This is a genomic window from Pseudonocardia lacus (assembly GCF_018531445.1).
GTDB classification, from domain to species: Bacteria; Actinomycetota; Actinomycetes; order Mycobacteriales; family Pseudonocardiaceae; genus Pseudonocardia; species Pseudonocardia lacus.
Map to the genome: position 1 here is coordinate 46,178 of NZ_JAHDTH010000016.1, position 20,566 is coordinate 66,743.

Annotated in this window: 20 protein-coding genes and 1 tRNA gene; 7 read left to right on the forward strand and 14 right to left on the reverse strand. The window is 74.7% G+C overall.

What is annotated here, in order from left to right:
* Positions 1 to 6: 6 nt before the first annotated feature.
* Together KIK08_RS05955 and KIK08_RS05960 are read right to left on the reverse strand one after the other, a co-directional pair.
* Positions 7 to 858 (reverse strand): aminotransferase class IV, encoded by an 852-nt coding sequence (locus tag KIK08_RS05955; RefSeq protein WP_214401979.1) that lies wholly within the window; start codon positions 856 to 858, stop codon positions 7 to 9.
* 107 nt (positions 859 to 965) lie between these two features.
* Positions 966 to 1,367 (reverse strand): carboxymuconolactone decarboxylase family protein, encoded by a 402-nt coding sequence (locus KIK08_RS05960; RefSeq protein WP_214401980.1) that lies wholly within the window; start codon positions 1,365 to 1,367, stop codon positions 966 to 968.
* A 262-nt stretch (positions 1,368 to 1,629) separates the two neighbouring features.
* Here KIK08_RS05960 and KIK08_RS05965 point away from each other — a divergent pair, with 262 nt between their 5' ends.
* Complete coding sequence (locus tag KIK08_RS05965; protein ID WP_214401981.1) at positions 1,630 to 2,331, forward strand: TVP38/TMEM64 family protein; 702 nt, start codon at positions 1,630 to 1,632, stop codon at positions 2,329 to 2,331.
* 3 nt (positions 2,332 to 2,334) lie between these two features.
* On the opposite strand, the gene KIK08_RS05970 is transcribed toward KIK08_RS05965, so the two are convergent.
* From KIK08_RS05970 to bcp, 5 genes are all read right to left on the reverse strand, one after another.
* On the reverse strand, positions 2,335 to 3,840 hold the full coding sequence (locus KIK08_RS05970) for a High-affinity nickel-transporter (RefSeq protein WP_250556387.1): 1,506 nt from the start codon (positions 3,838 to 3,840) through the stop codon (positions 2,335 to 2,337).
* Positions 3,837 to 5,213, reverse strand: a complete 1,377-nt coding sequence (locus KIK08_RS05975) for a tetratricopeptide repeat protein (protein ID WP_214401982.1) — start codon at positions 5,211 to 5,213, stop codon at positions 3,837 to 3,839. Before KIK08_RS05975 ends, KIK08_RS05970 begins: the two co-directional genes overlap by 4 nt.
* 149 nt (positions 5,214 to 5,362) lie before the next feature.
* Positions 5,363 to 7,093, reverse strand: coding sequence for a DUF4331 domain-containing protein (locus KIK08_RS05980; protein ID WP_214401983.1), 1,731 nt, complete (start codon positions 7,091 to 7,093; stop codon positions 5,363 to 5,365).
* A gap of 251 nt (positions 7,094 to 7,344) precedes the next feature.
* Positions 7,345 to 7,418: transfer RNA gene (locus KIK08_RS05985), tRNA-Leu, on the reverse strand.
* Positions 7,419 to 7,467: 49 nt separating this feature from the next.
* Positions 7,468 to 7,935, reverse strand: coding sequence for a thioredoxin-dependent thiol peroxidase (gene bcp / locus KIK08_RS05990; protein ID WP_214401984.1), 468 nt, complete (start codon positions 7,933 to 7,935; stop codon positions 7,468 to 7,470).
* A 106-nt stretch (positions 7,936 to 8,041) separates the two neighbouring features.
* Between bcp and KIK08_RS05995 the strand changes: the two genes are divergently transcribed.
* Positions 8,042 to 8,263 carry a DUF3618 domain-containing protein gene (locus KIK08_RS05995; RefSeq protein ID WP_214401985.1) on the forward strand — a complete coding sequence of 74 codons (222 nt, stop codon included), beginning with the start codon at positions 8,042 to 8,044 and terminating at the stop codon, positions 8,261 to 8,263.
* A gap of 173 nt (positions 8,264 to 8,436) precedes the next feature.
* On the opposite strand, the gene KIK08_RS06000 is transcribed toward KIK08_RS05995, so the two are convergent.
* The 4 genes from KIK08_RS06000 to KIK08_RS06015 all read right to left on the reverse strand — a co-directional run bounded on the left by KIK08_RS06000 (position 8,437) and on the right by KIK08_RS06015 (position 11,393).
* Complete coding sequence (locus KIK08_RS06000) at positions 8,437 to 9,657, reverse strand: NAD(P)/FAD-dependent oxidoreductase (RefSeq protein ID WP_214401986.1); 1,221 nt, start codon at positions 9,655 to 9,657, stop codon at positions 8,437 to 8,439.
* A gap of 43 nt (positions 9,658 to 9,700) precedes the next feature.
* On the reverse strand, positions 9,701 to 10,480 hold the full coding sequence (locus KIK08_RS06005) for a SigB/SigF/SigG family RNA polymerase sigma factor (RefSeq protein WP_214401987.1): 780 nt from the start codon (positions 10,478 to 10,480) through the stop codon (positions 9,701 to 9,703).
* On the reverse strand, positions 10,477 to 10,914 hold the full coding sequence (locus KIK08_RS06010) for an ATP-binding protein (protein ID WP_214401988.1): 438 nt from the start codon (positions 10,912 to 10,914) through the stop codon (positions 10,477 to 10,479). Before KIK08_RS06010 ends, KIK08_RS06005 begins: the two co-directional genes overlap by 4 nt.
* Before the next feature lie 89 nt (positions 10,915 to 11,003).
* Positions 11,004 to 11,393: an STAS domain-containing protein gene (locus tag KIK08_RS06015; RefSeq protein WP_214401989.1), complete on the reverse strand. Its 390-nt coding sequence runs from the start codon at positions 11,391 to 11,393 to the stop codon at positions 11,004 to 11,006.
* Between the two features lie 192 nt (positions 11,394 to 11,585).
* Between KIK08_RS06015 and KIK08_RS06020 the strand changes: the two genes are divergently transcribed.
* Together KIK08_RS06020 and KIK08_RS06025 are read left to right on the forward strand one after the other, a co-directional pair.
* Positions 11,586 to 13,817 (forward strand): SpoIIE family protein phosphatase, encoded by a 2,232-nt coding sequence (locus KIK08_RS06020; protein ID WP_214401990.1) that lies wholly within the window; start codon positions 11,586 to 11,588, stop codon positions 13,815 to 13,817.
* Positions 13,818 to 14,144: 327 nt separating this feature from the next.
* On the forward strand, positions 14,145 to 14,819 hold the full coding sequence (locus KIK08_RS06025) for a hypothetical protein (RefSeq protein ID WP_214401991.1): 675 nt from the start codon (positions 14,145 to 14,147) through the stop codon (positions 14,817 to 14,819).
* Between the two features lie 27 nt (positions 14,820 to 14,846).
* Here the strand turns inward: KIK08_RS06025 and KIK08_RS06030 are convergent, their stop codons facing one another.
* The 3 genes from KIK08_RS06030 to KIK08_RS06040 form a co-directional block, all read right to left on the reverse strand.
* Positions 14,847 to 15,140, reverse strand: coding sequence for a WhiB family transcriptional regulator (locus KIK08_RS06030; protein ID WP_214401992.1), 294 nt, complete (start codon positions 15,138 to 15,140; stop codon positions 14,847 to 14,849).
* Positions 15,141 to 15,415: 275 nt separating this feature from the next.
* Positions 15,416 to 15,826: an STAS domain-containing protein gene (locus tag KIK08_RS06035; protein ID WP_214401993.1), complete on the reverse strand. Its 411-nt coding sequence runs from the start codon at positions 15,824 to 15,826 to the stop codon at positions 15,416 to 15,418.
* Between the two features lie 228 nt (positions 15,827 to 16,054).
* Entirely contained in the window at positions 16,055 to 16,450 is a 396-nt protein-coding gene (locus KIK08_RS06040; RefSeq protein ID WP_308257430.1) for a MerR family transcriptional regulator, read from the reverse strand.
* A gap of 272 nt (positions 16,451 to 16,722) precedes the next feature.
* Here KIK08_RS06040 and KIK08_RS06045 point away from each other — a divergent pair, with 272 nt between their 5' ends.
* From KIK08_RS06045 to KIK08_RS06055, 3 genes are all read left to right on the forward strand, one after another.
* Entirely contained in the window at positions 16,723 to 17,661 is a 939-nt protein-coding gene (locus KIK08_RS06045; protein ID WP_214401995.1) for an aldo/keto reductase, read from the forward strand.
* A gap of 30 nt (positions 17,662 to 17,691) precedes the next feature.
* Positions 17,692 to 18,771 (forward strand): L-cysteine desulfhydrase Cds1, encoded by a 1,080-nt coding sequence (gene cds1 / locus KIK08_RS06050; RefSeq protein ID WP_214401996.1) that lies wholly within the window; start codon positions 17,692 to 17,694, stop codon positions 18,769 to 18,771.
* Positions 18,772 to 18,851: 80 nt separating this feature from the next.
* On the forward strand, positions 18,852 to 20,246 hold the full coding sequence (locus tag KIK08_RS06055) for an alkaline phosphatase PhoX (protein ID WP_308257432.1): 1,395 nt from the start codon (positions 18,852 to 18,854) through the stop codon (positions 20,244 to 20,246).
* Positions 20,247 to 20,566: the final 320 nt, after the last annotated feature.

Here is a 20,566-nt window from a genome sequence, read left to right on the forward strand (position 1 = left end):
TCACCGTCAGGCGGGGAAGTTGAGGAGCTTGGCGATGCGGGTCGTCTCGGGGGAGGGACCGAGGGGGGTGTCGTCGAGGGTGCGGATCTCGACCAGGCCGCGGGCCGACGACGTCAGCCAGACCCCCTCGGCGTCGACCAGTTCGGCCGGGCGCACGAGCCGTTCCCGCGCGGTCCAGCCCAGCTCGCCCACCCGGGAGAGCAGGTGCGCCGCCGTGGTGCCGGCCAGGATCCCGGTCTCGGCGGGCGGCACGGTGCACAGCTCCCCGTCGCGCAGCCAGACCAGCGACGACGTCGGTGCCTCCAGGGCGTAGCCGTCGCCGGAGACCCACAGCACGTCGTCGGCGCCGTGGGCGGTGGCCCAGCGCTGGCAGGCCATGTTCACCGCGTAGGACAGCGTCTTCGCCCCGGCGAGCAGGGCGGGCTCGGCGGTGCGCGCGGCGACCGGCAGCCCGAGCGAGAGGGTGCGCACCGCGATGCCCGAGCGCCGCTGGGCGCGCTGGTGGTCGGTGATGGGCTTGAGCGTCGCGTAGACCGTGGGCGGGCCGCCGGTCTCGCGGCCGCGGGTGCACACGATCCGCAGCGCGCCCTCGTCGGCCGAAGGCCACGCGGCGCAAGCGGTCTCGGCGAGCGCGACGAGCGCTTCCCGCGGCGGCAGGTCGATCTGCAGCGCGGCGGCCGAGCGGGCCATCCGGTCGAGGTGCGCGTCGAGCAGCCAAGGCTGCCCGCCGCGCACGTCCGCGGTCTCGAAGACGCCGTCGCCGCGCACGGCGCCGAGGTCGTCGGCGCGCAGGATCGGGGTGTCGGCGGGGGTCACGGCGGGGACCAGGTCGGGCCCGAGGACGACAAGCAGGGTCACAGGACCAGCAGCCTATGCCAGCGCGGGGGGCGGCCCGGTTCAGGAAAGCCACGATGCTGCCCGCAGAGGGCAGCATCGTGGCTTTCCTGAACTCCGAGGCGGCGGGGTCAGTCGCCGGCGAGTTGCTCCTCGGCCAGCACCCGCTGCGCGACCCGGAACGCGGAGTTGGCCGCGGGCACCCCGCAGTAGATCGCCGACTGCAGCAGCACCTCGACGATCTCGGCCCTGGTCAGGCCGTTGCGCAGGGCTCCGCGCAGGTGCAGTTCCAGCTCGGCGAAGTGGCCGTGGGCGACGAGCGCGGTGAGGGTCACCGCGCTGCGCATGCGCCGGTCGAGGCCGGGGCGGGTCCAGATGCCGCCCCACGCGTAGCGGGTGATCATCTCCTGGAACTCGGCGGTGACGTCGTCGGCGCGGCCGAGCGCCGCGTCGACGTGCTCGGGGCCGAGCACCTCGCGGCGCACGGCCAGGCCGTCGGGGTCGAGGTCGAGGGGGCGCGCGGGGTCGGTCATGGCGATCACGCTAGCCCGGCCACCCCGGCACGAGCGGCGCGTTCGACCGGATGCAGACGTCATCGGCCCGGTGGTCGCGTAGCCGACCTGGTTCACGCGCACGCTCGGCCGGCCCGCCGCGGTCCGCGCGGCGAGGTCATGGCGGGAGCCGTAGCCGGCGCTGCGTCAATGTGACGGGAATCGCCGGTGGAACGGCCGGATCACGCCAGGGGACCACCCCCTGCGGCCGGGTCGGCCCCTCGGCGCCGGTACCGTCAACTGAGTGATCTGGCGACGGGTCGGCGCCGGCCTGGCGCTGCTGGCGGTGGCGGCGCTGGCCGCCTACCTCCTGCGCGACGGCATCCCCGACGTCCGGCAGACCGTCGCCGCCGCGGGTCTCTGGGCGCCGGTCGTGTTCGTCGCGCTGCACGCCGTGATCTGCGCCGGGCCGGTCCCGCGCACGGTGTTCACCGTCGCCGCGGGCGTGCTGTTCGGTCCGGTGACCGGCATCCTCGCCGCCCTCGGCGGCACCGCGGCCGCGGCTGGCCTGGCGTTCGTGCTGGCCAACGCGACCGGTGGGCGGCTGGTCGAGCGGCACGCGCACCGGGCGCCGGTGGCCTGGATCCGCCGGCGCGTGCGGCACCGGGGGCTGCTGGCGATGATCTCACTGCGGCTGTTCCCGTTCATGCCGTTCTCGGTGATGAACTACGCCTCGGCGCTGTCCGGCGTGGGCGTCGGCTCCTACCTGCTGGGCACGGTGATCGGCGTGCTGCCGGGCACCATCTCGATCGTCGTGCTCGGCGACGCCGCGGTCAGCGGCAACCCGCACCCGATCAGCTTCGTGGTCTCGGGCGTGTCCGCCGTGGTCGGCGCGGTCGGCGCCTTCGTCGTGGCCCGCCGCCCGCTGCCGACCGAGCCGGAGCCGGCCGCCGAGGTCGACGACGACCCAGGGGCCGACCCCGGCGAGTTCGGGCGGGCGGCCTGAGCGTCAGAGGCTGCGGACGACCAGTCCCACCCCGACGACGAGCACGAGCGCCGCGGTCAGCACGGGCATGGCGCTCGACAGGCGGGCCGAACGACCGCGCAGGCGGACGGCCACCGCGGAGCCCTCCAACCGGTCGCGCAGCACGACCAGCAGCAGGCCGGCCGCGGTCAGGGTGGCCGCCATGCCCAGCCCGTAGGCGAGCACGAGGCCGACGCCGAACCAGGTGCGGCCCAGGCCGATGGCGCCGAGCAGGACCACCAGCGCGGTCGGGCTGGGCACCAGCCCCCCGGCGACCCCGAGCCCCACCAGCGCGCCGCGCCCGAACCGCTCCCCGTCCCCGGGTCCGTGCCCACGCCCGTGCCCGTGCCCGTGCCCGTGCCCGTGGCCGTGCCCGTGCCCGTGGCCGTGTCCGTGGGTCACGCCGCCGGCCAGCACGAGCTCCGGCTCGGAGAAGGAGGCCCGGCGGGCCCGCAGGGCCGAGCGCAGCAGTCCGGCCCCGATCGCCGCGACCAGCACCCCGCTCGCCACCCCCAGCCACCCCAGCACCCCGGTCGGCGCGACCGCCGCCGAGACGCTGATCGCCAGCCCGAGCACGAGGACCCCGGCCGTGTGGGTGATCGTCACCGTCGCCCCGACCACCAGCGCGTCGCGCCGGGTGCCGCGCCGCCCGGCCAGGTAGGCGGCCATCACGGTCTTGCCGTGCCCGGGCAGCAGGGCGTGCGAGGCGCCCAGCACCAGGGCCAGCAGCACGGCCAGCAGCCCGACCCAGCCGGTCAGCTCGGCGCTCCCGACGAGATCGGTGAAGACGCCGTCGAGCTCGGCCAGCAGGCCCTCGACGGAGGGGCCACCCGCCGCGGCGACGGAGCCCGGGGCTCCAACGCCGGGCTGCGTGCCCAGCACGACCGAGCGCTGGTCGAGCGGGCTGCTCAGCAGGTCGGCGGGATAGGCGCGGAGCCGGTCGCTGACGCTGGTCGCCGGCACCGGCGGGTCGACCAGCGCCACCCCGGAGCCGACGGCGGTGATCTCCCGCCAGCCGATCCGGTCGGCCAGGTGCGCGTCGACGAGCTCGACGGTCGCCGGCCGGTCGAGCGCGGCCGGGGCGGTGAGCGCGCATTCCACGCGGGTCGTGGGCAGGCCGGCCTCGCCCGCCGGCTGCGTCAGCGCGGCGCCGGTCACCGTCCAGGCGAGCGGCACCCCGTCGACCGTCGCGCGGACGTCGGCGGCGAGGGCCGCGCAGTCGGCGTCGGCGCGCCGCCGGGCCTCGGCGGCGTCGACCGCGCCGCTGGCGTCCCGGTCGATCTCCGGGGTGAGCTGCAGGGTCGGGACCTCGGCGTGGTCGACGACGGCCAGCAGCTCGACCCGGTCCGGGAACAGGGTCAGCCCGTCGTGGTGGTTGACGGTCAGGTTGCCCAGCGGGTGCGCCTCGGCGGCACCACCGGGGACCAGGGCGGCCGCGCCGGCGCACAGGGCGGCGACCACGCCGATGCGGGCCGGCCAACGGGCGGTCATCGCTGTCCTCGCAGGGTGTCGAGGGTCTGCCGGGCCGTCGCCGCGAGCAGCGGGGAGAAGTGCGGGTTGGTCGCCAGTGCGCCGTCGAGCACCGCGATGGCCTCGTCGGTGCGGCCGAGCCCGGCCAGCACGAGGCCGAGGTGGGCGTCGGTCGCCGCGTCCCGGCGGCCCAGCGAGGTGGCCCGCTCGGCGTAGGGGAGGGCCTCGGCGTCGAGCCCGGCGCGGTGCAGCGCCCAGGCCAGCGCGTCGGCGGTGAAGATGCTCGGGGCCTTCGCGTACTCGGCCCGGGCGAGCGCGACGGCCTCGGCCGGGTCGCCGTGGTCGGCGGCCAGCTGGGCCGCGGCCAGGCCGTCCCGCGCGCCGGACGCCTCGGCGAGGCGGTGCTGCTCGCCGAGCAGCCGGTACCGGGCCTGCGCCTCGGCCGTGCGCCCGGCCGACTCCAGCAGCTCGCCGTGCTCGAGCAGGTACTGCGGCAGCGGCACGCGCTGGGTCAGCACCCGGTAGCCCTCGATCGCCTCGTCCACCCGACCGGTCGCGGCCAGCACCTTCGCCCGGCCCTGCAGCAGGGCGGCGTGGTCGGGGTCGGCCAGCAGACCGCGCTCGTAGTGCCCGCCGGCCACCTCGACCCGCCCGTGGTTCCAGGCCAGCTCGCCCAGGTAGTACTCGCAGAAGGCGGTCTCGTCGGTGCTGGTCGCCGCGGCCAGCGCGCGTTCCAGTGCCGCGCGGGCGCCGTCGACGTCGCCGTGCAGCTCCAGCTCGTAGGAGGCGCGGGTGAAGGAGGCGACGCCGGGACGCAGGTCCAGCATCCGCTGCACGGCGGCGGTCGCGGCGGCGGTGTCGCCCAGCTGCGTTGCGGCGTCGGCGAGCACGCCGTTGGCCTCGGCGCTGGCCGGGTTGACGGCCAGGGCCCGCTCCGCGTAGCCGCGGGCGGCGGCGAAGTCGTGCCGGGCGTTGGCCAGCGCGCCCAGCCCGACCAGGGCGGCGGCGTTGCCGTCGGGCGCCAGCTGCAGGGACCGCCCCAACGCGCCCTGCGCCTGCCCGTAGTAGGCGGGGTTGGCGGTGACCCTGGCCTGCTCGACGTAGGCGCCGCCGAGGCCGGCCCAGGTGGCCGCGTCGGTCGGCACCCGGCGCAGCCGGGCCTGGGACTGCTCGATCGTGGCGGAGAGCCGGTCGCTGACCGCGGACGGCGTCGCAGCCGGGTCGGCGGCGCGGGTGGCCTGCAGGCCGGCGGCCAACGCGGTGGCCAGCAGGCCGGCGACGGCGACGGCCATCGCGACGAGGCGCAACCGGGAGCGGCGGGGAGCGGGCTCGGGGCGGTCGGCGGTGTCGGTGGGCTCGGGACCGGTCTCGACGGGCGGTGCGGCGGCGGCCATGGCGGGTCCTGTCCGGGATGCGGTGCGGCGGTCGATGGGGAGGACCGGGAGGCGGGGCGGCACCACCGCCTCCCGGTCCGGTCGGGTGGGGGAGCGCGGCGGGGGCGATCGGCGTGGGACGCGATCGCCCCCGGCGCGGGGTCATCCGCTCAGCCGGTCATCGCCGGCGGAGCGCCCGGACCCTGCGGGCCGGCCGGTCCGACGCGCCCGCGGCGCCGCCGCAGCGCCAGCGCGACCACGGAACCGGCCAGGAGGGCACCGCCCAGGCTGCCGGCGGCCGCGACGGCCATCGGGCTCCAGTCGGTGCTGCTGGCGGCGGGGCGGACGGCGGCGTCCACCGTCGCGTTCTCCGACCCGCTGCCCGAACCGCTCTCGGACCCGCCGCTCGACGACGGGGTCACGCCCGAGCCGTCCTTGTCGTCGCCGCCAGCGGCGGCGCCGTCGGCGGCCGTCCGGTTGCCCGGCAGCGCGACGTACGGGAACTCGTCGAGGAACGCGACGTCGTTGGCGTCGACCTTGTCGCCCGCGGCCAGCGCGTCGACCAGCGTGCCGGTCTGCGCGGCCCCGGCCACGGCCTGCAGCGAGATGTCGATGATGTCGTCGCCGAGGCGGCGCCCGTTCGGGAAGCCCTGCAGGTCGCCGGCCAGCACGCCGAGGCGGTCGGGGTCCTTGGTCGGCTCGACGGAGGTGTTGAGCCGCAGCATCTCCGAGGGCTGGAACTGGGCCGGGTCGGCGTCGGCGTTGAGCACCTGGCTGTTCAGGTCGGCCTGGATCGGCGGCGCGGTGCCGTCGAGCGTCGGCGCGTTCTTCGCGATGCCGGTCAGGTAGATCTCGACCAGGTCGTTGCGCGGTGTGGCGGGCGCGGGCAGCCCGTAGATGCCCTCCAGCAGCCGCGCGACCTCGGGGTCGGTCACCCGGTCGACGACCTCGGGGATGGTCGCGTCCTTCACCGGCGCGAGGCCGTTGAACGCGTCCTTCAGCCCGGCCGGCAGCACGACCTCGTTGACCAGCGGGTTGCCCAGCCGGGAGACCTGCACGTCCGGGCCGGTCGGGGTGGCCATGCCGGGGGAGAGCTGCAGGGTCTTGCGCTCGGTCGCGCTCCAGGTGCCGATCACCGGGTTGCGCTCCGGGTCGCCGTTGGCGGTGACCTCGGTCAGCGGCACCTGCAGCGCCCAGGTGTTGACGTTGGTCGCGGCCAGCGTGTCCTGCCCGGTCTCGGACAGGTCGCCGCCGTAGAGCAGGTCGAAGACCCGCAGGTCGGCGAAGAACGGGTCCTCGGCAGCGCCGACGTAGGTCTGGCCGCCCCCGGGCAGTTCGGTGATGGCCTGGTCGCGCAGCGGGGCGTAGTCCGGGATGGAGGCCGCGCCGACGTTCGACGGCGCCACCTGGCCCTCGCCGATCTTCTCCCAGCCGCCGCCCTTGCTCACCGAGACCGTGTAGTACTGCCGGAACAGCAGGTTCTCGTCGTCCAGGCTCTCGATCGGGCCGTTGTTGTAGAGGAACGTGTCGTTGCCGCGGCGGTCCTCGGTGCGGACCGTGAGCCGGTAGCTGACGTCGGACTTCGCGTTGCCGTCGTTGTCGATGTGGATGTCGTAGTTGGCGTCGGTGGCCCACGGGTAGAACGTCGGGCCGCCGTTGGGCTCCTGCAGGCCGAACCAGTTGGCCACGAAGGTGACCGTGTCGGGCTTGTCGGGGCTGACGAAGGCGTAGACGTCGGTGTTGTCGACGGCCGGGTCGGCGGCGATGAGCGGGGCCTCGCGGTGGCTGGAGGCGCCGGCCGAGCCGGCCGAGAACGTCGCCAACGCCGTGGTGAGCGCGATGGTGCCCGCGGTCGCGAGCGCACCGGCCACCCGGCGGCGGGAGCGGTGTGAGCGAGACATCGTGTCCCTTTCGGAGGACAGCATGGGACGACCGGGAAACGGGGGAACGTCTCCGGTGCATGGGCGTGCGGAACCGAGCCCGGAATACGAGTACGCCGGACGGAGTAATTGTGGGAATCGAACGGTCGTGCGTTCGCTGATGCACTGGCCCGAGCTGTGCGGGACCGAGCTGCACCAACACCTCCACTTTCGTGGGGCGTCGGGGAACGGTTCACCCGAATGTTTGATGCAACCGACTTGCAACAAGGCGGTGCCGGCGGCGGGATTCGAACCCGCACTGTCGGCGTTCTAAGCGCCGTCTCTCTGCCAGTTGGAGTACGCCGGCCGACCGTCCGGCCCGGCCGGGGCCGGACGGTGCGCGCTCAGGATACGGGTCAGACCTTCAGGTCCTTGCGCAGCTTGGCGACGTGCCCGGTGGCCCGCACGTTGTACTGCGCCTCCTCGACGTTGCCGTCCGGGCCGACGACGAACGTCGACCGGATCACCCCGGTCACGGTCTTGCCGTACATCTTCTTCTCCCCGAACGCGCCCCACGCCGTCAGCACCTCGCGGTCGGGGTCGGACAGGAGCGGGAACGTCAGCCCCTCCTTGTCGCGGAACTTCGCCAGCTTCGCCGGCTTGTCCGGGGACACCCCCAGCACGGCCAGGCCGGCGTCGTTGAGCTCGGCGAGGTTGTCGCGGAAGTCGCAGGCCTGCTTCGTGCAGCCGGGCGTGCTGGCCGCCGGGTAGAAGTAGACGATGACGCGCCGGCCGCGGTAGTCCGACAGCGACACCGGCTTGTCGTCCGCGTCGTGCAGCGTGAAGTCCGGCGCGGGGTCGCCGGGGGCGAGTCGGGTGCTCATGGGGGTCGATCCTGGCAGACCCGGTCGGGTGCGGCGGCCCGACCGACGCCCCCGGCCCCGGCCGTCTACCGTGTGGAACCCCAACCCCGAACAACAGGAGGGCGTCGTGGCGCGCGACCCGGACACCATCCAGCGCGAGATCGAGAGCGCCAGGACCGCCCTGGCCGAGAGCCTGGACGAGCTCAGCGACCGGGCCAACCCCAAGCACCTGGTGGAGTCGGGCAAGGAGAGCGTCCAGCAGAAGCTGAACGACCCGAAGATCCGCTACGCGCTGATCGGCGTGGGCGCCCTGGTCGGGCTGCTGGTCATCCGCAGCCTCTTCCGCTGACACCACCCGCTGTCGCCGTGCATACGTGAGGACGTATGCACGGCGACCCGGGACCGCCGGGGGATGCGCTCTGCGGCGGTGGGCGAGAGCGGCTCTCGTCCAATCTGGTTGGACGAAAGTCCCTCTCGTGCGCGCGGCGCCGGAATCGCGCTCGTGGGCGAGGGCGCTGTTGCTCAGGCGAGGGTGGTGGCGTGGGCCAGCGTCTCCGCCCGGGTGGCGCCGGTGGTCAGCAGCTGCCGGTACCGCACGATGCGCCGGGCGGCGCCGAAGCCGGCCACCGCGACCAGCTGGTCGCCGGCGAGGTAGGCCGCGACGGTGCCCCGGATCGGGCCGCCGCTGAGGCCGTCGCCGTGCAGGGGGACGACCTCGTCGGCGTGGTCCGGCCGCCCGAGCAGCTGGATCTTCAGGCCGAACTGGTCGGACCAGAAGTAGGGCACGGCGGGCGGCGGGGGGTCGGCGCCGAGGATGTCGCGGGCGACGACGGCGGCCTGGTCGCCCGCGCTGGTCCAGTGCTCGTGGCGGTGGTGGCCGCCGCGGGTCGGGTCCTCCCACAGCGCGACGTCGCCGACGGCCCAGGTGGCGTCGAGGCCGGCGACGCGGCCGGTGGGGCCGCAGGTGAGGCCGCCGGCGACGGTGGCGCCGGAGCCGGCCACCCAGTCGAGGCGCGGTTCGCCGCCGATCCCGACCACCGCCGCGTCGGCGACGACCTCGGTGCCGTCGGCGAGCTGGACCGTCACGCCGGTGGGCTCGGCCGGGCCCGCGGTCATGGCGGTGATCTTGACCTCGGTGCGGAGGTCGACGCCGCCCTCGGTGAGCAGCCGGCCGGCGAGCGCGCCCAGCTCGGTGCCGAGCGCGCGGACGGACGGGACCGGGAGCGCCTCCAGGACGGTGACGGCGATGCCGCGCTCGCGGGCGGTGCTGGCCACCTCGGCGCCGATGAACCCGGCCCCGACGACCAGCAGGGAGCCGATCCGGTCGAGGGTGGCGCGCAGGGCGAGCGAGTCGTCGAGGGTGCGCAGGGTGTGCACGCGGTCGGGCTGGCCGGGCAGGGTCCGCGCGGCGAGGCCGGTGGCGATGACCACGGCGTCGCCGTGCAGGGCCGAGCCGTCGGACAGCTCGACGACGCCCGGGCGCAGGCCGACCGCAGTGAGGCCCAGGTGCGTGCGCACGCCCAGCTCGGTGAGCGCGTCGACGGTGCTGAGCACGATCCGGTCGGGTTCCCACGCGCCGCTGAGCACCTGCTTGGACAGCGGGGGGCGGTCGTAGGGCGGGTGGGTCTCGGAGCCCACCAGGCTGATGCGGCCCTGGAAGCCGGCGGCCCGCAGCTGCTCGGCGGTGCGCAACCCGCCCAGCCCGGCCCCGATCACCAGCACGTGCTCCGGCTGCGTGCTCATCTGCACCCCGACTCCGTCATCCGACCGACAGCTCCCCGCGTGCTCAGCCCGCCCGGGTCTCGGGGTCCAGGCGGTTGCGCATCCGGTCGAGGGTCTGCGCGAGCAGCCGGGAGACGTGCATCTGCGAGATGCCGACCTCCTCGGCGATCTGCGTCTGGGTCATGTTCCCGAAGAACCGCAGCAGCACGATCGTGCGCTCGCGCTCGGGCAGCTCGGCCAGCACCGGGCGCAGGGCCTGGCGGAAGTCGACGCGGTCGAGCTCGGCGTCGGCCTCGCCAACCAGTTCGCCGACCGTGGCGCTGCCCTGCTCGGAGGACAGCATCTCGTCCAGCGAGGAGCTGCGGTACGCCTCGGAGGCCTCCAGGCCCTCCAGCACCTCGGCCACCGGGATGCCGAGCTTGTCGGCGATCTCGCTCGGGCGCGGCGCGCGTCCCAGGTTCTGCGACAGCTCCGAGACCGTGCTGTTGATCGAGACGTGCAGGTCCTTCAGTCGCCGCGGCACCCGCATCGACCAGCCCAGGTCGCGGAAGTGCCGGCGCACCTCGCCGCTGATCGTGGGCACCGCGAAGGAGAAGAACTCGTGGCCGCGCTCGGGGGAGAACCGGTCGATGGCGTTGATCAGCCCGACCGTGGCGACCTGGACGAGGTCGTCGAGCGGCTCACCACGGTTGGAGAAGCGCCGCGCGATGTGCTGGGCCACCGGCAGGTAGCCGCGCACGAGCTGTTCGCGCAGCGGCTCCCGACCGGGGTCGTCCGCGGGGAGCGCCGCGTAGCGCTCCAGCAGGGGGACGAGGTGGCCGTACTCGGGATCTGTCCTGGTCACCGGGGTAGGTCGCCGGCGTGCTTGGTCAGCGTGATGCCGACCGTGGAGCCGGTGCCGTCCTCGTTCCCGCCGTGCTCGAGGGCGACGTCGTCGGCCAGGGTCTGCAGCACCCGCCAGCCGAAGGTGTCGGTCGAGACCTTCGTGTCGGCGCTGTCGGTCTGCACGACCGCGTGCACCTCGATGCGGTCCGCGCGGACCAGGAAGGTGCACAGCAGGCTCGACTCGGCGGCGGCGACGTCGACGAGGGTGGCGCAGGCTTCGTCGACGGCCATGCGCAGGTCGGAGATGGCGTCGAGGTCGAAGTCGGCCCTCGCGGCCAGGTCGGAGGCGACGGCGCGGATCGTCGGGATCAGCGCGGGGCTCGCTGACGTCCTGAGCTCGACGCTGGATGCCCCGTCCAGGTCGGGCACGGAGGGGGAGTCCAGGTCGGACACGCTGGCGTTCTCCTTCGGCTCGGGGTTGTCAGCCTAGTGGGGTGGGGCGGGTCGCGCGGGGGCGGGCTCGAAGTCCGCGCCGCGCGCGGTCAACCGCGCAGCGCGGTGGTGATGTCGGAGTGCAGGGTGAAGAGCTGCTCCGAGCCGGTGATCTCGATGGGGCGCCGCACCGCACGCGCGGTCACCACCAGGTGCAGCGCGCGGTCGCTGTCCTCGGCGCGGTGCGCGGCCTGGATGAGCGCGGCCAGCCCGCTGGAGGCCAGGAACGTCACCCCGGTCAGGTCGACGACGAGCAGCGGATGGGGCCCGGCGACGAGCTCGCGCAGCGCCGTGTCCAGCTCGGGCGCGGTGAGCGTGTCCAGCTCGCCGGTGACCGCCAGCAGCGCGGCGTCCGGGCGGGGGTGGGAGACCTCGGTGCCGAGCGCTCCGGCCGTCCGGGGCGGGCTCGCGTCGGGGCCCTGCGTGGCGGGCTCGGCCATCGATCTTGCCTCCGGCGCAGTCAGGTCGGCTCGGGCTGCGACGGTACCCGGGTACGACCCGGCCGGGTACTCCGGTCAGCCCGGACTGGAACGGCTGCTCTCTGAACCGTGTCGGCGTCCGATCCTACCGACGAGTTCGCCTCCCGCGGTCGTGGGGGCGCGGCGGCGTCGAACGAGCCCTAGGCTGATGGGGTGGTGGACGGCGGACCCGTCGCGGCCCCGGTGGACGGGCCCGGCCTCGCGGAGATGGTGCTGGACAACGCGGCCCGCACCGCAGGCTCCGATCTGCCCCGGGTGCTGCACGGGGCGCCGGCCGCGGTGCTGGTGATCGACCTCGACAGCCGCAGCGTCGTCTACGCCAACGCCGCCGCGATGGAGCTCGCCGGCGACCGCGTCCGGCTGCCGGTCGACATCGACGACTGGGGCGACGCGGCGGGCCTGACCGACCTGGGCGGCCGGCGGATGAGCCAGACGCGCTCGCCGCTCTCGCTGGTGGCCCGCGGCGTGCCGGTGGCGGGCGAGCCGGTGGCCGTGCGCGACGCCGCCCGCCGCGGGTCCACGGCTACGAGTGAGCAGCGCGAGGCCAGCGAGGGCAGGCTGCTGTGGGCGACCGGTTTCGCGCTGTCCGGGGTGGCCGACGACCCCCCCGCCGTGGGCGCGGCGAGCCTGTCGCGGCTGGCGCTGGTGGTGTTCCTGCAGCTCGCCGGGACCGAGCACGGCGACCGCCGGCACCTGGAGGTGCTGCGCGACCGGGCCGTCGTGGCGACCGACATGTCGTTCACCATCACCGACCCCCGCCAGGACGACGACCCCCTCATCTGGGTCAACCCGTCGTTCACCAAGCTCACCGGCTACACCCACGACGACGTCGTGGGCCGCAACTGCCGGCTGCTGCAGGGCCCGAACACCGACCGCGGCACGGTCCTGCGGATCGCCGACGCGCTGCGCCGCCGCGAGCCGATCACCGAGGTGCTGCTGAACTACCGCAAGGACGGCACCGCCTACTGGAACCAGGTCTCGATCACTCCGGTGTTCGACGGCAACGGCCGGCTGGTGAACTTCGTCGGCGTGCAGAGCGACGTCACCGAGCGGGTGACCGTCGAGCAGGAGCGGCGGGCCGCGCTGGCCGAGGCCGAGCAGGCGCGCAGCCAGCTGCGCCTGCTCGCCGAGGCCACCACCCAGATGACCGGGGCCCTCGACGTCTCCGACGCGTGCGCCCGGCTGGCCCACGCGCTGGTGCCCCAGCTGGCCGACCTGTGCGCCGTCGACGTGCTGGAGCGCCCCGGCGCCGGGGGCGCGCAGCGGCTGGCGGTGGCCGGGCGGGAGAACGGCGACGAGTCGGCGCTGCGCGAGCTGGGTCAGCTGGGCGAGCCGCCCGGCGCGGACACCGGCGCCGACCCGGTGCTGCTGGCGGAGCTGCCCGAGCGCGGCGCCGACCGCTACCCGGACGACCCGGTCGCCGCGGCCGCCTACGACCGGCTGCGGCTCAAGTCGGTGATGGTGGTGCCGATCCGGGCCCGCGGCCGGGTGCTGGGCGCGCTCACCCTGGCCACCCAGCAGCCCTACGGCCGCCGGTACTCCGCGAGCGACCTGCACCTGGCCGCCGACATCGCCGGGCGGGCCGGGCTGACCGTGGACAACGCCCGCCTCTACGAGGTGGAGCACGCGGCCGCGGTCACGCTGCAGCGCAGCCTGCTGCCGGTGGTGCCGCGGGTCGAGGGCATGCGCCTGGCCGCCCGCTACCTCGTCGGCGTGGACGGCAACCAGGTCGGCGGCGACTGGTACGACGCGCTCAACCTGCCCGACGGGGCGGTCGGCATCGCGGTCGGCGACGTCGTCGGCCACGACCTGCGGGCCGCGGCGGCGATGGGCCAGCTGCGCGGTGTGCTGCGCTCCTACGCCTGGGACGGCGCCCCGCCGGGGCTGGTCCTGGACCGCTGCGACCAGCTGGTGCAGGGCCTGGAGATGGCGGCCATGGCCACCGCCGTCTACGCGCGCATCGAGCCGGCCGACGAGGACGGCGTGCGGCTGCTGCGCTACGCGAACGCGGGCCACCCCACCCCGTTGTTGCTGCTGCCCGACGGGAAGCTCACCCGCCTCGACGGGCACCGCTCGCCGATGATCGGCGCCGTGCCGCGGCTGGGCACGCGCGCCGGTGTCGGCCGCGAGGACGCGGCGGTGCCGATGGCCCCGGGCTCGACGCTGTTCCTCTACACCGACGGCCTCACCGACGCGGTGGGCGAGGACGCCGACGAGCGGACCGAGCTGCTGGAGCGCACCGTGGCCGGCATGTCGGCGGGCGCCGACGCCGAGGACGTCGTGGAGCAGGTGCTGCGGGTGTGCACGCCGGCCGAGCTGCGCGACGACGTGGCGCTGCTGGCGGTGCGCCTGGACGACCGTCCGGCCGGACGATCGGACGGATGATCGATTCCGGCGATCGGCCGTCCACCTGAACGGGGGGTGAACGTCCGGCCACGCCCAGCTGGCCGGGTCCGCTCGGCCGTACGACATCTACCGGATGTCGCTACACGGTGGTGACCTGCGCCGATGCCGTGAGCGGCGTTCCACGGTGGACGGACTGTACGACCGAATGGAGCCCACCGTGAGCTGATCGCCGCTCACGGATGGTCCCCGCCCGCTCGGCGTTCGAGGGCCCCGGTTGGGGATCACCATCGTCTCCAGCCGGTTCACTGTTACATGGAGCCGAAACGGCCAGGGGGCCCGGCTTGCGCGTTGTGGGGGACGTTGACGATGTCCGCAGTACCGACCGAGTTCACCGCCGACACCCCGGACCGCCGGGAGCCGGGTCGCGGCCCGACCGGTGATCCGGCGAGCGGCCGGGTCCGGATGCCCGTGCCGGTGCCGGCCACGGTGCCGGTCCCGCCGCCTCCGGTCGCCACCGCAGACGGCCGGCGCCTCGTGGCCGTGGCGTTCAGCGCCGAGGAGCTGCTCCGGCCCGACTCCGACCTGGCCCGGATCCTGCGCACGGTCCCGGTCGCCGACCTGCTGCTGGCGACCGACGAGCCGCGGCTCACGCCCGTGCGCATCCCGGTGCCGCCGCCCGTCCACGTCGACGACCTGCCGCCGGTCGAGCTCGACCAGCTCGCCGTCGCCGAGCAGGAGTTGGAGATCCCCACCTCGGTGGTGATCGACGACCTGGACGTGCCGGGGCTGCGCGTGCACCGGCTCGACCTGGCCCTGCCGCTGCACGCGGGCGCGGAGGACGACCTGGTCGCCGCGCTCAGCGAGTTGGTCGGGTTCGACCCGGAGCCGGGAGTGGTGTGCCTGGCGCCCGCCGCGGACGACGACGCCGGCGGGGCCGCGGCCGTCAGCCGGGCGGCGCAGCGGGTGGCGCGGGTCTACGGGCTGCCGCTGCTGCGGTTCCGCTCGCGCGATCTGGCCGCGACGGCGGCGGTCACCGGCTGACACCCCCCCGCGTCGGTACGGTCCGGCTCAGCTGGCCATCGGGACGCCGCGCTGCTCCAGGATGACGCGGCGCTCGGCCTCGGCCAGCCCGCCCCAGACGCCGAAGGGCTCGCGGGTCTGCAGGGCGAACTCGCGGCACATGTCCATCACCGGGCAGCGCCGGCAGACCTCCTTGGCCTGCGCGGTGCGGCGCGCGCGTGACGGGTTGCGCTCACCGTCGGGGTGGAAGAAGACGGCGCTGTCCATGCCGCGGCACGCGCCGAGACGCTGCCACTGCCACGCGTGATCCATCGGCCCGGGAAGCCGCGAAACGTCGCTCATCGTCACCCCTAGTTCTTTCGTGCCCGGTCGAGCGGGCGGTCGAGGTGCTGATTCCCAGGGGGTCGGAGCGCCAAACTAGGAGCCGTCCGGCAATCACGCCGACCGGTCGACCCGGCCCCGCCGTGCGGACAGGACGACGCCCCCACCGGTGCGCCACTGGCGCGGTGGTGGGGGCGTCGTCACTGGTCAGAGCGGGGGTGGTGCGGGGAGTGAACCCGCCGGTCGGCCCGGCACGGCGAGTAGCCCGAACGCCGCGCTGTGACGTACGTCACATATCAGTCGGCGGACAGGGCCTGCTCGAGGCTCTCGTGCACGTTGAACAGCGGCACCAGGCCGGCGATCGTCAGCGGCCGCAGCACGCGCCGGGCCGTGCAGACGAGCCGCAGGTCGACCCCGGAGGTCTGGGCGGCCTCCCGGACCTCGATGAGCACGGCCAGGCCGCTGGTGCCCAGGAACGTGACGCCGTCCAGGTCGAGGACGACGGTGCCGACGCCTTCGGTCTCGAACTGCTCCAGCACTGCGGCCCGCAACTGCGGGGAGGTGAGCATGTCGACCTCGCCGCCGACCTCGAGCACGACCTTCCCCGGCGACGGGGTGCTGGTCGCGAGCGTGATCTGGTCGTCGACGTCGCTCCCGCGCCGGATCGACGACGGCTCGGGCTGCGGGGTCTCGCGGGTCTCGGACATCGACGCACACGGTAGGGCCTGGCCCACGGCCCTGCCACTCCAGGCCCCGGCTGTCGCCGAGAGGGGTGCACGGGCGCCCGACGGTGCCGCCATCCGGCGTACCGACCTGGGCCGACGGTGCGGAGTCGCCGCTCGTCGGACGGAGCAGCGCGCCTACGGCGACGGGGCGTCCCTGGTCGGCGACTGCGTCCCGGCCCACTTCACCGCCCCGTGAGGACGAGTTGTCGATCACTCGGGGGCGACGCGGGCGACCAGCGCCGACCGGCGGGCCATCTCGCCCCGGTACCACTCCAGCTTCTCCCGCAGCCGGGCCTGCTGCCCGCGCAGCTCGTCGATCGCCGCCCGGACCGCCACCTCGTGCTCCTCCAGCAGCGCCACCCGCTCGGACAGCGTCGACTCGTCGAGCGAGAGCTCGCCGTAGCGGCGCAGCTGGGCGATGGGCATGCCGGTGTCGCGCAGGCAGCGCAGGAAGCTGAGCCGGCCCAGGTCGTCCTCGCTGTAGCGGCGCCGCCCGCCGACCGTGCGGGCGACCGGGGACAGGATGCCCTCGCGCTCGTAGTAGCGGAGCGTGTCGATGCTGAACCCGGACAGCCGGGCGGCCTCGGCCGGTGAGTACGTCGTCACGGCCCGATAGTGCCGGACCGGGGCTCCGGAGTGGAGTGGCCGCGTCACGCCGGCGGGGCCGTCCTCGCAGCGCCGGGCGGGTGTCGCGGCACCTGTTGGTCGTCTTCGCAGGGTCACCGTGGTCTTCGCAGGGTCCACAGCACCTGCGAAGACCATGGCGCCCCTGCGAAGACCACCTGACCCCGGCCCGGGACCGAACGGGAAGCCCGGAGGCCTGAACGCCGAAGGCGGCGCTTGACCTGGAGCGCGCTCCAGATCGCAGGGTTGGGTACATGACGAATTCACCGCTGGTGCTCGGCGCCATGATGTTCGGGACGACGATCGACGAGGAGACCTCCTTCGCCCTGCTCGACCGCTTCGTCGAATCCGGCGGCGTCTGGATCGACACCGCCGACTGCTACTCGTTCTGGGCCAGCGAATCGGGCCACGGCGGCGACAGCGAGGCCGTGCTGGGGCGCTGGCTGGCAGCACGCCCCGGCGTCCGCGAGCGGGTGCGCATCGCCACCAAGGCCGGGGCCGAGCCGCGGTGGCCGGGTAGCTGGCCGGCGCAGCGGGCGGGGCTGTCGCGGCGGGCGATCCGCGACGCCTTCGCCGGCAGCTTGCGCAGGCTCGGCGTCGACCACGTCGACATGCTCTGGTTGCACCAGGAGGACCGCACCGTGCCGATCGAGCGGACGGTCGACGCGGTGGCGGAGCTGGTGGCCGACGGCAGCGTGGGTCGCGTCGGCGCCTCCAACCACCCCGCGTGGCGGGTCGAGCGGGCCCGCCGGCACGCGCTCGACACCGGCACGGTCCCGATCGACGCGTTCCAGCTCAGCGCGACCTACCTGCGGCCCCGGCCGGGGACGCAGCCGCCCGGCAACGTGCACCCGTTCGGCGTGCTGAGCGACGAGCAGCGCGACTACGCCGTCGAGCACGGCATCGAGGTCTGGGCGTACACACCGCTGCTGAGCGGGGCGTACGACAACCCCGACAAGGAGCTCCCGCAGGTCTACGACCACCCCGCCACCACCGCCCGGCTGGCCGAGCTGGACAAGGCCGCCGCCGACCTCGGCGTACCGAGGGGGCAGGTCGTGCTGGCCTGGCTGCTCGCCCACGGCATCCGCCCGATCCTCGGCGGCAGCAAGCTCCACCAGCTCGACAGCGCACTGGCCGGGGTGGGCCTGGAGCTGCCGGCGGAGCTGCTCGCCCGGCTCGACGCGCCGGTGTGAGGCCCCCGGCGCGACCGCTAGCGTGGACGCGTGGACGGGGGGAAGACGCGCGACTGGGTGATCGAGGCGATCCGACGGGTCGAGGCCGACGCCACCCGCTCCGCCGACACCCACCTGCACGCCTACCCGCTGCCCGAGGAGTGGGGCGTGCAGGTCTACCTGAAGGACGAGTCGGTGCACCCCACCGGCAGCCTCAAGCACCGGCTGGCCCGCTCGCTGTTCCTGTACGCGCTGACCAGCGGCTGGATCACCGAGGGGACCACGGTCGTCGAGGCGAGCTCCGGGTCGACGGCGGTGTCGGAGGCCTACTTCGCGCGGCTGATCGGCGTCCCGTTCGTCACCGTCATGCCCCGCTCCACCAGCCCGGAGAAGATCGCGCTGGTGGAGCGGTACGGCGGGCGCTGCCACTACGTCGAACACGGCGTGCAGATGTACGACGAGGCGGCGCGGCTGGCCGCCGAGTGCGGCGGGCACTACCTCGACCAGTTCACCTACGCCGAGCGCGCGACCGACTGGCGGGGCAACAACAACATCGCCGAGTCGATCTTCGAGCAGCTGGCGATGGAGCCGCACCCGGTCCCGGAGTGGATCGTGGTCGGGGCCGGCACCGGCGGCACGTCGGCCACCATCGGCCGGTACCTGCGCTACCGCCGACACCGCACCCGACTGGCCGTCGTCGACCCGGAGAACTCGGCGTTCCTGCCCGGTTGGACGACCGGCGCCGCCGACTACGCCACCGGCATGCCCTCCCGGATCGAGGGGATCGGGCGCCCCCGCATGGAGCCCAGCTTCGTGCCCTCGGTGGTCGATCTGATGATCGCCGTGCCGGACGCGGCCAGCGTGGCCGCGGCCCGGCACCTGCACACCGCCGGCGGCCGGTGGGCCGGCGGCTCGACCGGCACCAACCTGTGGGGCGTCTGGCAGCTGGTGGCGCGGATGCGGCGGGAGGGCGTGCGCGGCAGCGTCGTCACCCTGATCTGCGACGGCGGGGAGCGCTACCGCCACAGCTACTACGACGACGACTGGCTCGCGGCGAAGGGGCTCGACCCGGCGCCGTACACGGCCACGATCGAGCGCTTCCTGGCCACCGGGGAGTGGTCGCCTCCCTGACGGCGCCGGGCCCGCATCCGTTCACCCGGTGGTCGAGTTGGTCGGTCAGCGTCACCGCACCACCACTGAACGGAGATGACGTGACCCGCTCCTCGTCCGACGGACTCTCGCGCCGGGGCTTCCTGCAGGGCACCGTGGCCGGTGTCGTGCTGCTCGGCACGCCGCAGGTGCTGCTGACCGCCCCGAACGCCGCCGCCGCGCCGGCCACCCCCGGTTACGGCCCGCTGCTCCCCGACCCGGCCGGCCGGCTCGCGCTGCCGGAGGGCTTCTCCTACCGGGTCGTCACCGAGGCCGGGAAGACGGTGCTGGAGTCCGGGGAGCCCACGCCGGGCACCCACGACGGCACCGGTGCGTTCACGAGCAAGCGCGGCACGGTGCTGGTGAACAACCACGAGATCGGGGCGCTCGCCGAGGCGCTGGCCGAGGGCGAGGTCCCGGTGCCGGCGCTGGCCGGGCTGACCTACGACCCGGGCATGGGCGGGGGCTGCACGGTCGTCGAGACCGACCACGAGGGCGCCCGGCTCAACGAGCACGTCGGCATCGCCGGCACGTCCACCAACTGCGCCGGCGGGATCACCCCCTGGCACACCTGGCTGACCTGCGAGGAGGACAGCACCCGGGCCGGCGAGGACGGGGCGGCCAAGGACCACGGCTACGTCTTCGAGGTCGACCCGTTCGACCGCGGGGCCAACCTCGACCCGACGCCGATCAAGGCGTTCGGCCGCTACGACCACGAGGCCGCCGCCGTCGACCCGGACACCCACGACCTCTACCTCACCGAGGACGCCGCCGGGCCCAACGGGCTGTTCTACCGGTGGGCCGCGCCCGCCGGGTTCCGCGGCGGCAAGGGCCGGTTCCGCGACCTCGGCGCGACCGACGGCGTGCTCGCCGCCATGAGGTGCAGCCTCGACGGCCAGCACGTCGACGACCTGTCCCGCGGCACCGAGATCGGCACCACGTTCCGCGTCGAGTGGGTGACCGTGCCCGACCGCGACGCCGCCACCACGTCGACGCGCGAGCAGTTCGGCGACGACCAGGTCACCCGCGGGCGCAAGCTCGAAGGCCTGTGGTGGGGCGACGGCGGCGCCTACGTCGTCGCCAGCTACGCCCGCGCCGAGGACAGCCCGGTCCCGCACGACGGCCAGGTCTGGTTCTACGACCCGAAGGCCTCGACGCTGACGCTGAAGGTGCGGTTCGGGGTCAACCCGGACCCGGACGCCGACGGCGCCTTCGACGGACCCGACAACATCACCGTCTCGCCGTGGGGCGGGCTGATCCTGGCCGAGGACGGCGAGGGCGTGCAGCACCTCATCGGGGTCTCCGGCACGGGCGCCACCTACCCGCTGGCCCGCAACGAGGTCGACGCCACGGAGTTCACCGGCCCGGTGTACTCGCACGACAAGAAGGTGCTGTTCGCGAACGTGCAGACCCCCGGGACCATGTTCGCGATCACCGGCCCCTGGCGTCGCCAGTAGTGGTCCACGCCGGCGTTCCCTGGGTTGGACGAGAGCCGCTCTCGCGCGGTGGAGTTGGACGAGATCCGGGCTCGCTCGGCCAGGCGCGACGAAGGAGGCGTCCTCGCAGGGCTCGCCTGGTCTCGCAGCGCTGGCCTGGTCTCGCAGCGCTGGCGCGGTCTCGCAGCGCTGGCGGGGGAGTCGCAGCGCAGGCGTGGATGTCGCAGCGCGCCGGCGGGCTGCGAGCACACATCCGGCGCTGCGAGCACACCGCGGATGCTGCGAGCCTGGCCGGCGATGCGGCGCGCCGCGCCGCGCCGCGCCGCGAGCCGGAGCAGGCC

What these genes read in the sequence shown, in the direction of transcription:
- KIK08_RS06045 (WP_214401995.1), top strand. Translation starts at nt 16,723, where the DNA reads ATGACGAATTCACCGCTGGTGCTCGGCGCCATGATGTTCGGGACGACG.
- KIK08_RS06015 (WP_214401989.1), bottom strand. Translation starts at nt 11,393, where the DNA reads ATGGCCGAGCCCGCCACGCAGGGCCCCGACGCGAGCCCGCCCCGGACG.
- KIK08_RS05970 (WP_250556387.1), bottom strand. Translation starts at nt 3,840, where the DNA reads ATGACCGCCCGTTGGCCGGCCCGCATCGGCGTGGTCGCCGCCCTGTGC.
- KIK08_RS06035 (WP_214401993.1), bottom strand. Translation starts at nt 15,826, where the DNA reads ATGTCCGAGACCCGCGAGACCCCGCAGCCCGAGCCGTCGTCGATCCGG.
- KIK08_RS06000 (WP_214401986.1), bottom strand. Translation starts at nt 9,657, where the DNA reads ATGAGCACGCAGCCGGAGCACGTGCTGGTGATCGGGGCCGGGCTGGGC.
- KIK08_RS06025 (WP_214401991.1), top strand. Translation starts at nt 14,145, where the DNA reads ATGTCCGCAGTACCGACCGAGTTCACCGCCGACACCCCGGACCGCCGG.
- KIK08_RS05975 (WP_214401982.1), bottom strand. Translation starts at nt 5,213, where the DNA reads ATGGCCGCCGCCGCACCGCCCGTCGAGACCGGTCCCGAGCCCACCGAC.
- KIK08_RS06030 (WP_214401992.1), bottom strand. Translation starts at nt 15,140, where the DNA reads ATGAGCGACGTTTCGCGGCTTCCCGGGCCGATGGATCACGCGTGGCAG.
- KIK08_RS05980 (WP_214401983.1), bottom strand. Translation starts at nt 7,093, where the DNA reads ATGTCTCGCTCACACCGCTCCCGCCGCCGGGTGGCCGGTGCGCTCGCG.
- KIK08_RS05960 (WP_214401980.1), bottom strand. Translation starts at nt 1,367, where the DNA reads ATGACCGACCCCGCGCGCCCCCTCGACCTCGACCCCGACGGCCTGGCC.
- bcp (WP_214401984.1), bottom strand. Translation starts at nt 7,935, where the DNA reads ATGAGCACCCGACTCGCCCCCGGCGACCCCGCGCCGGACTTCACGCTG.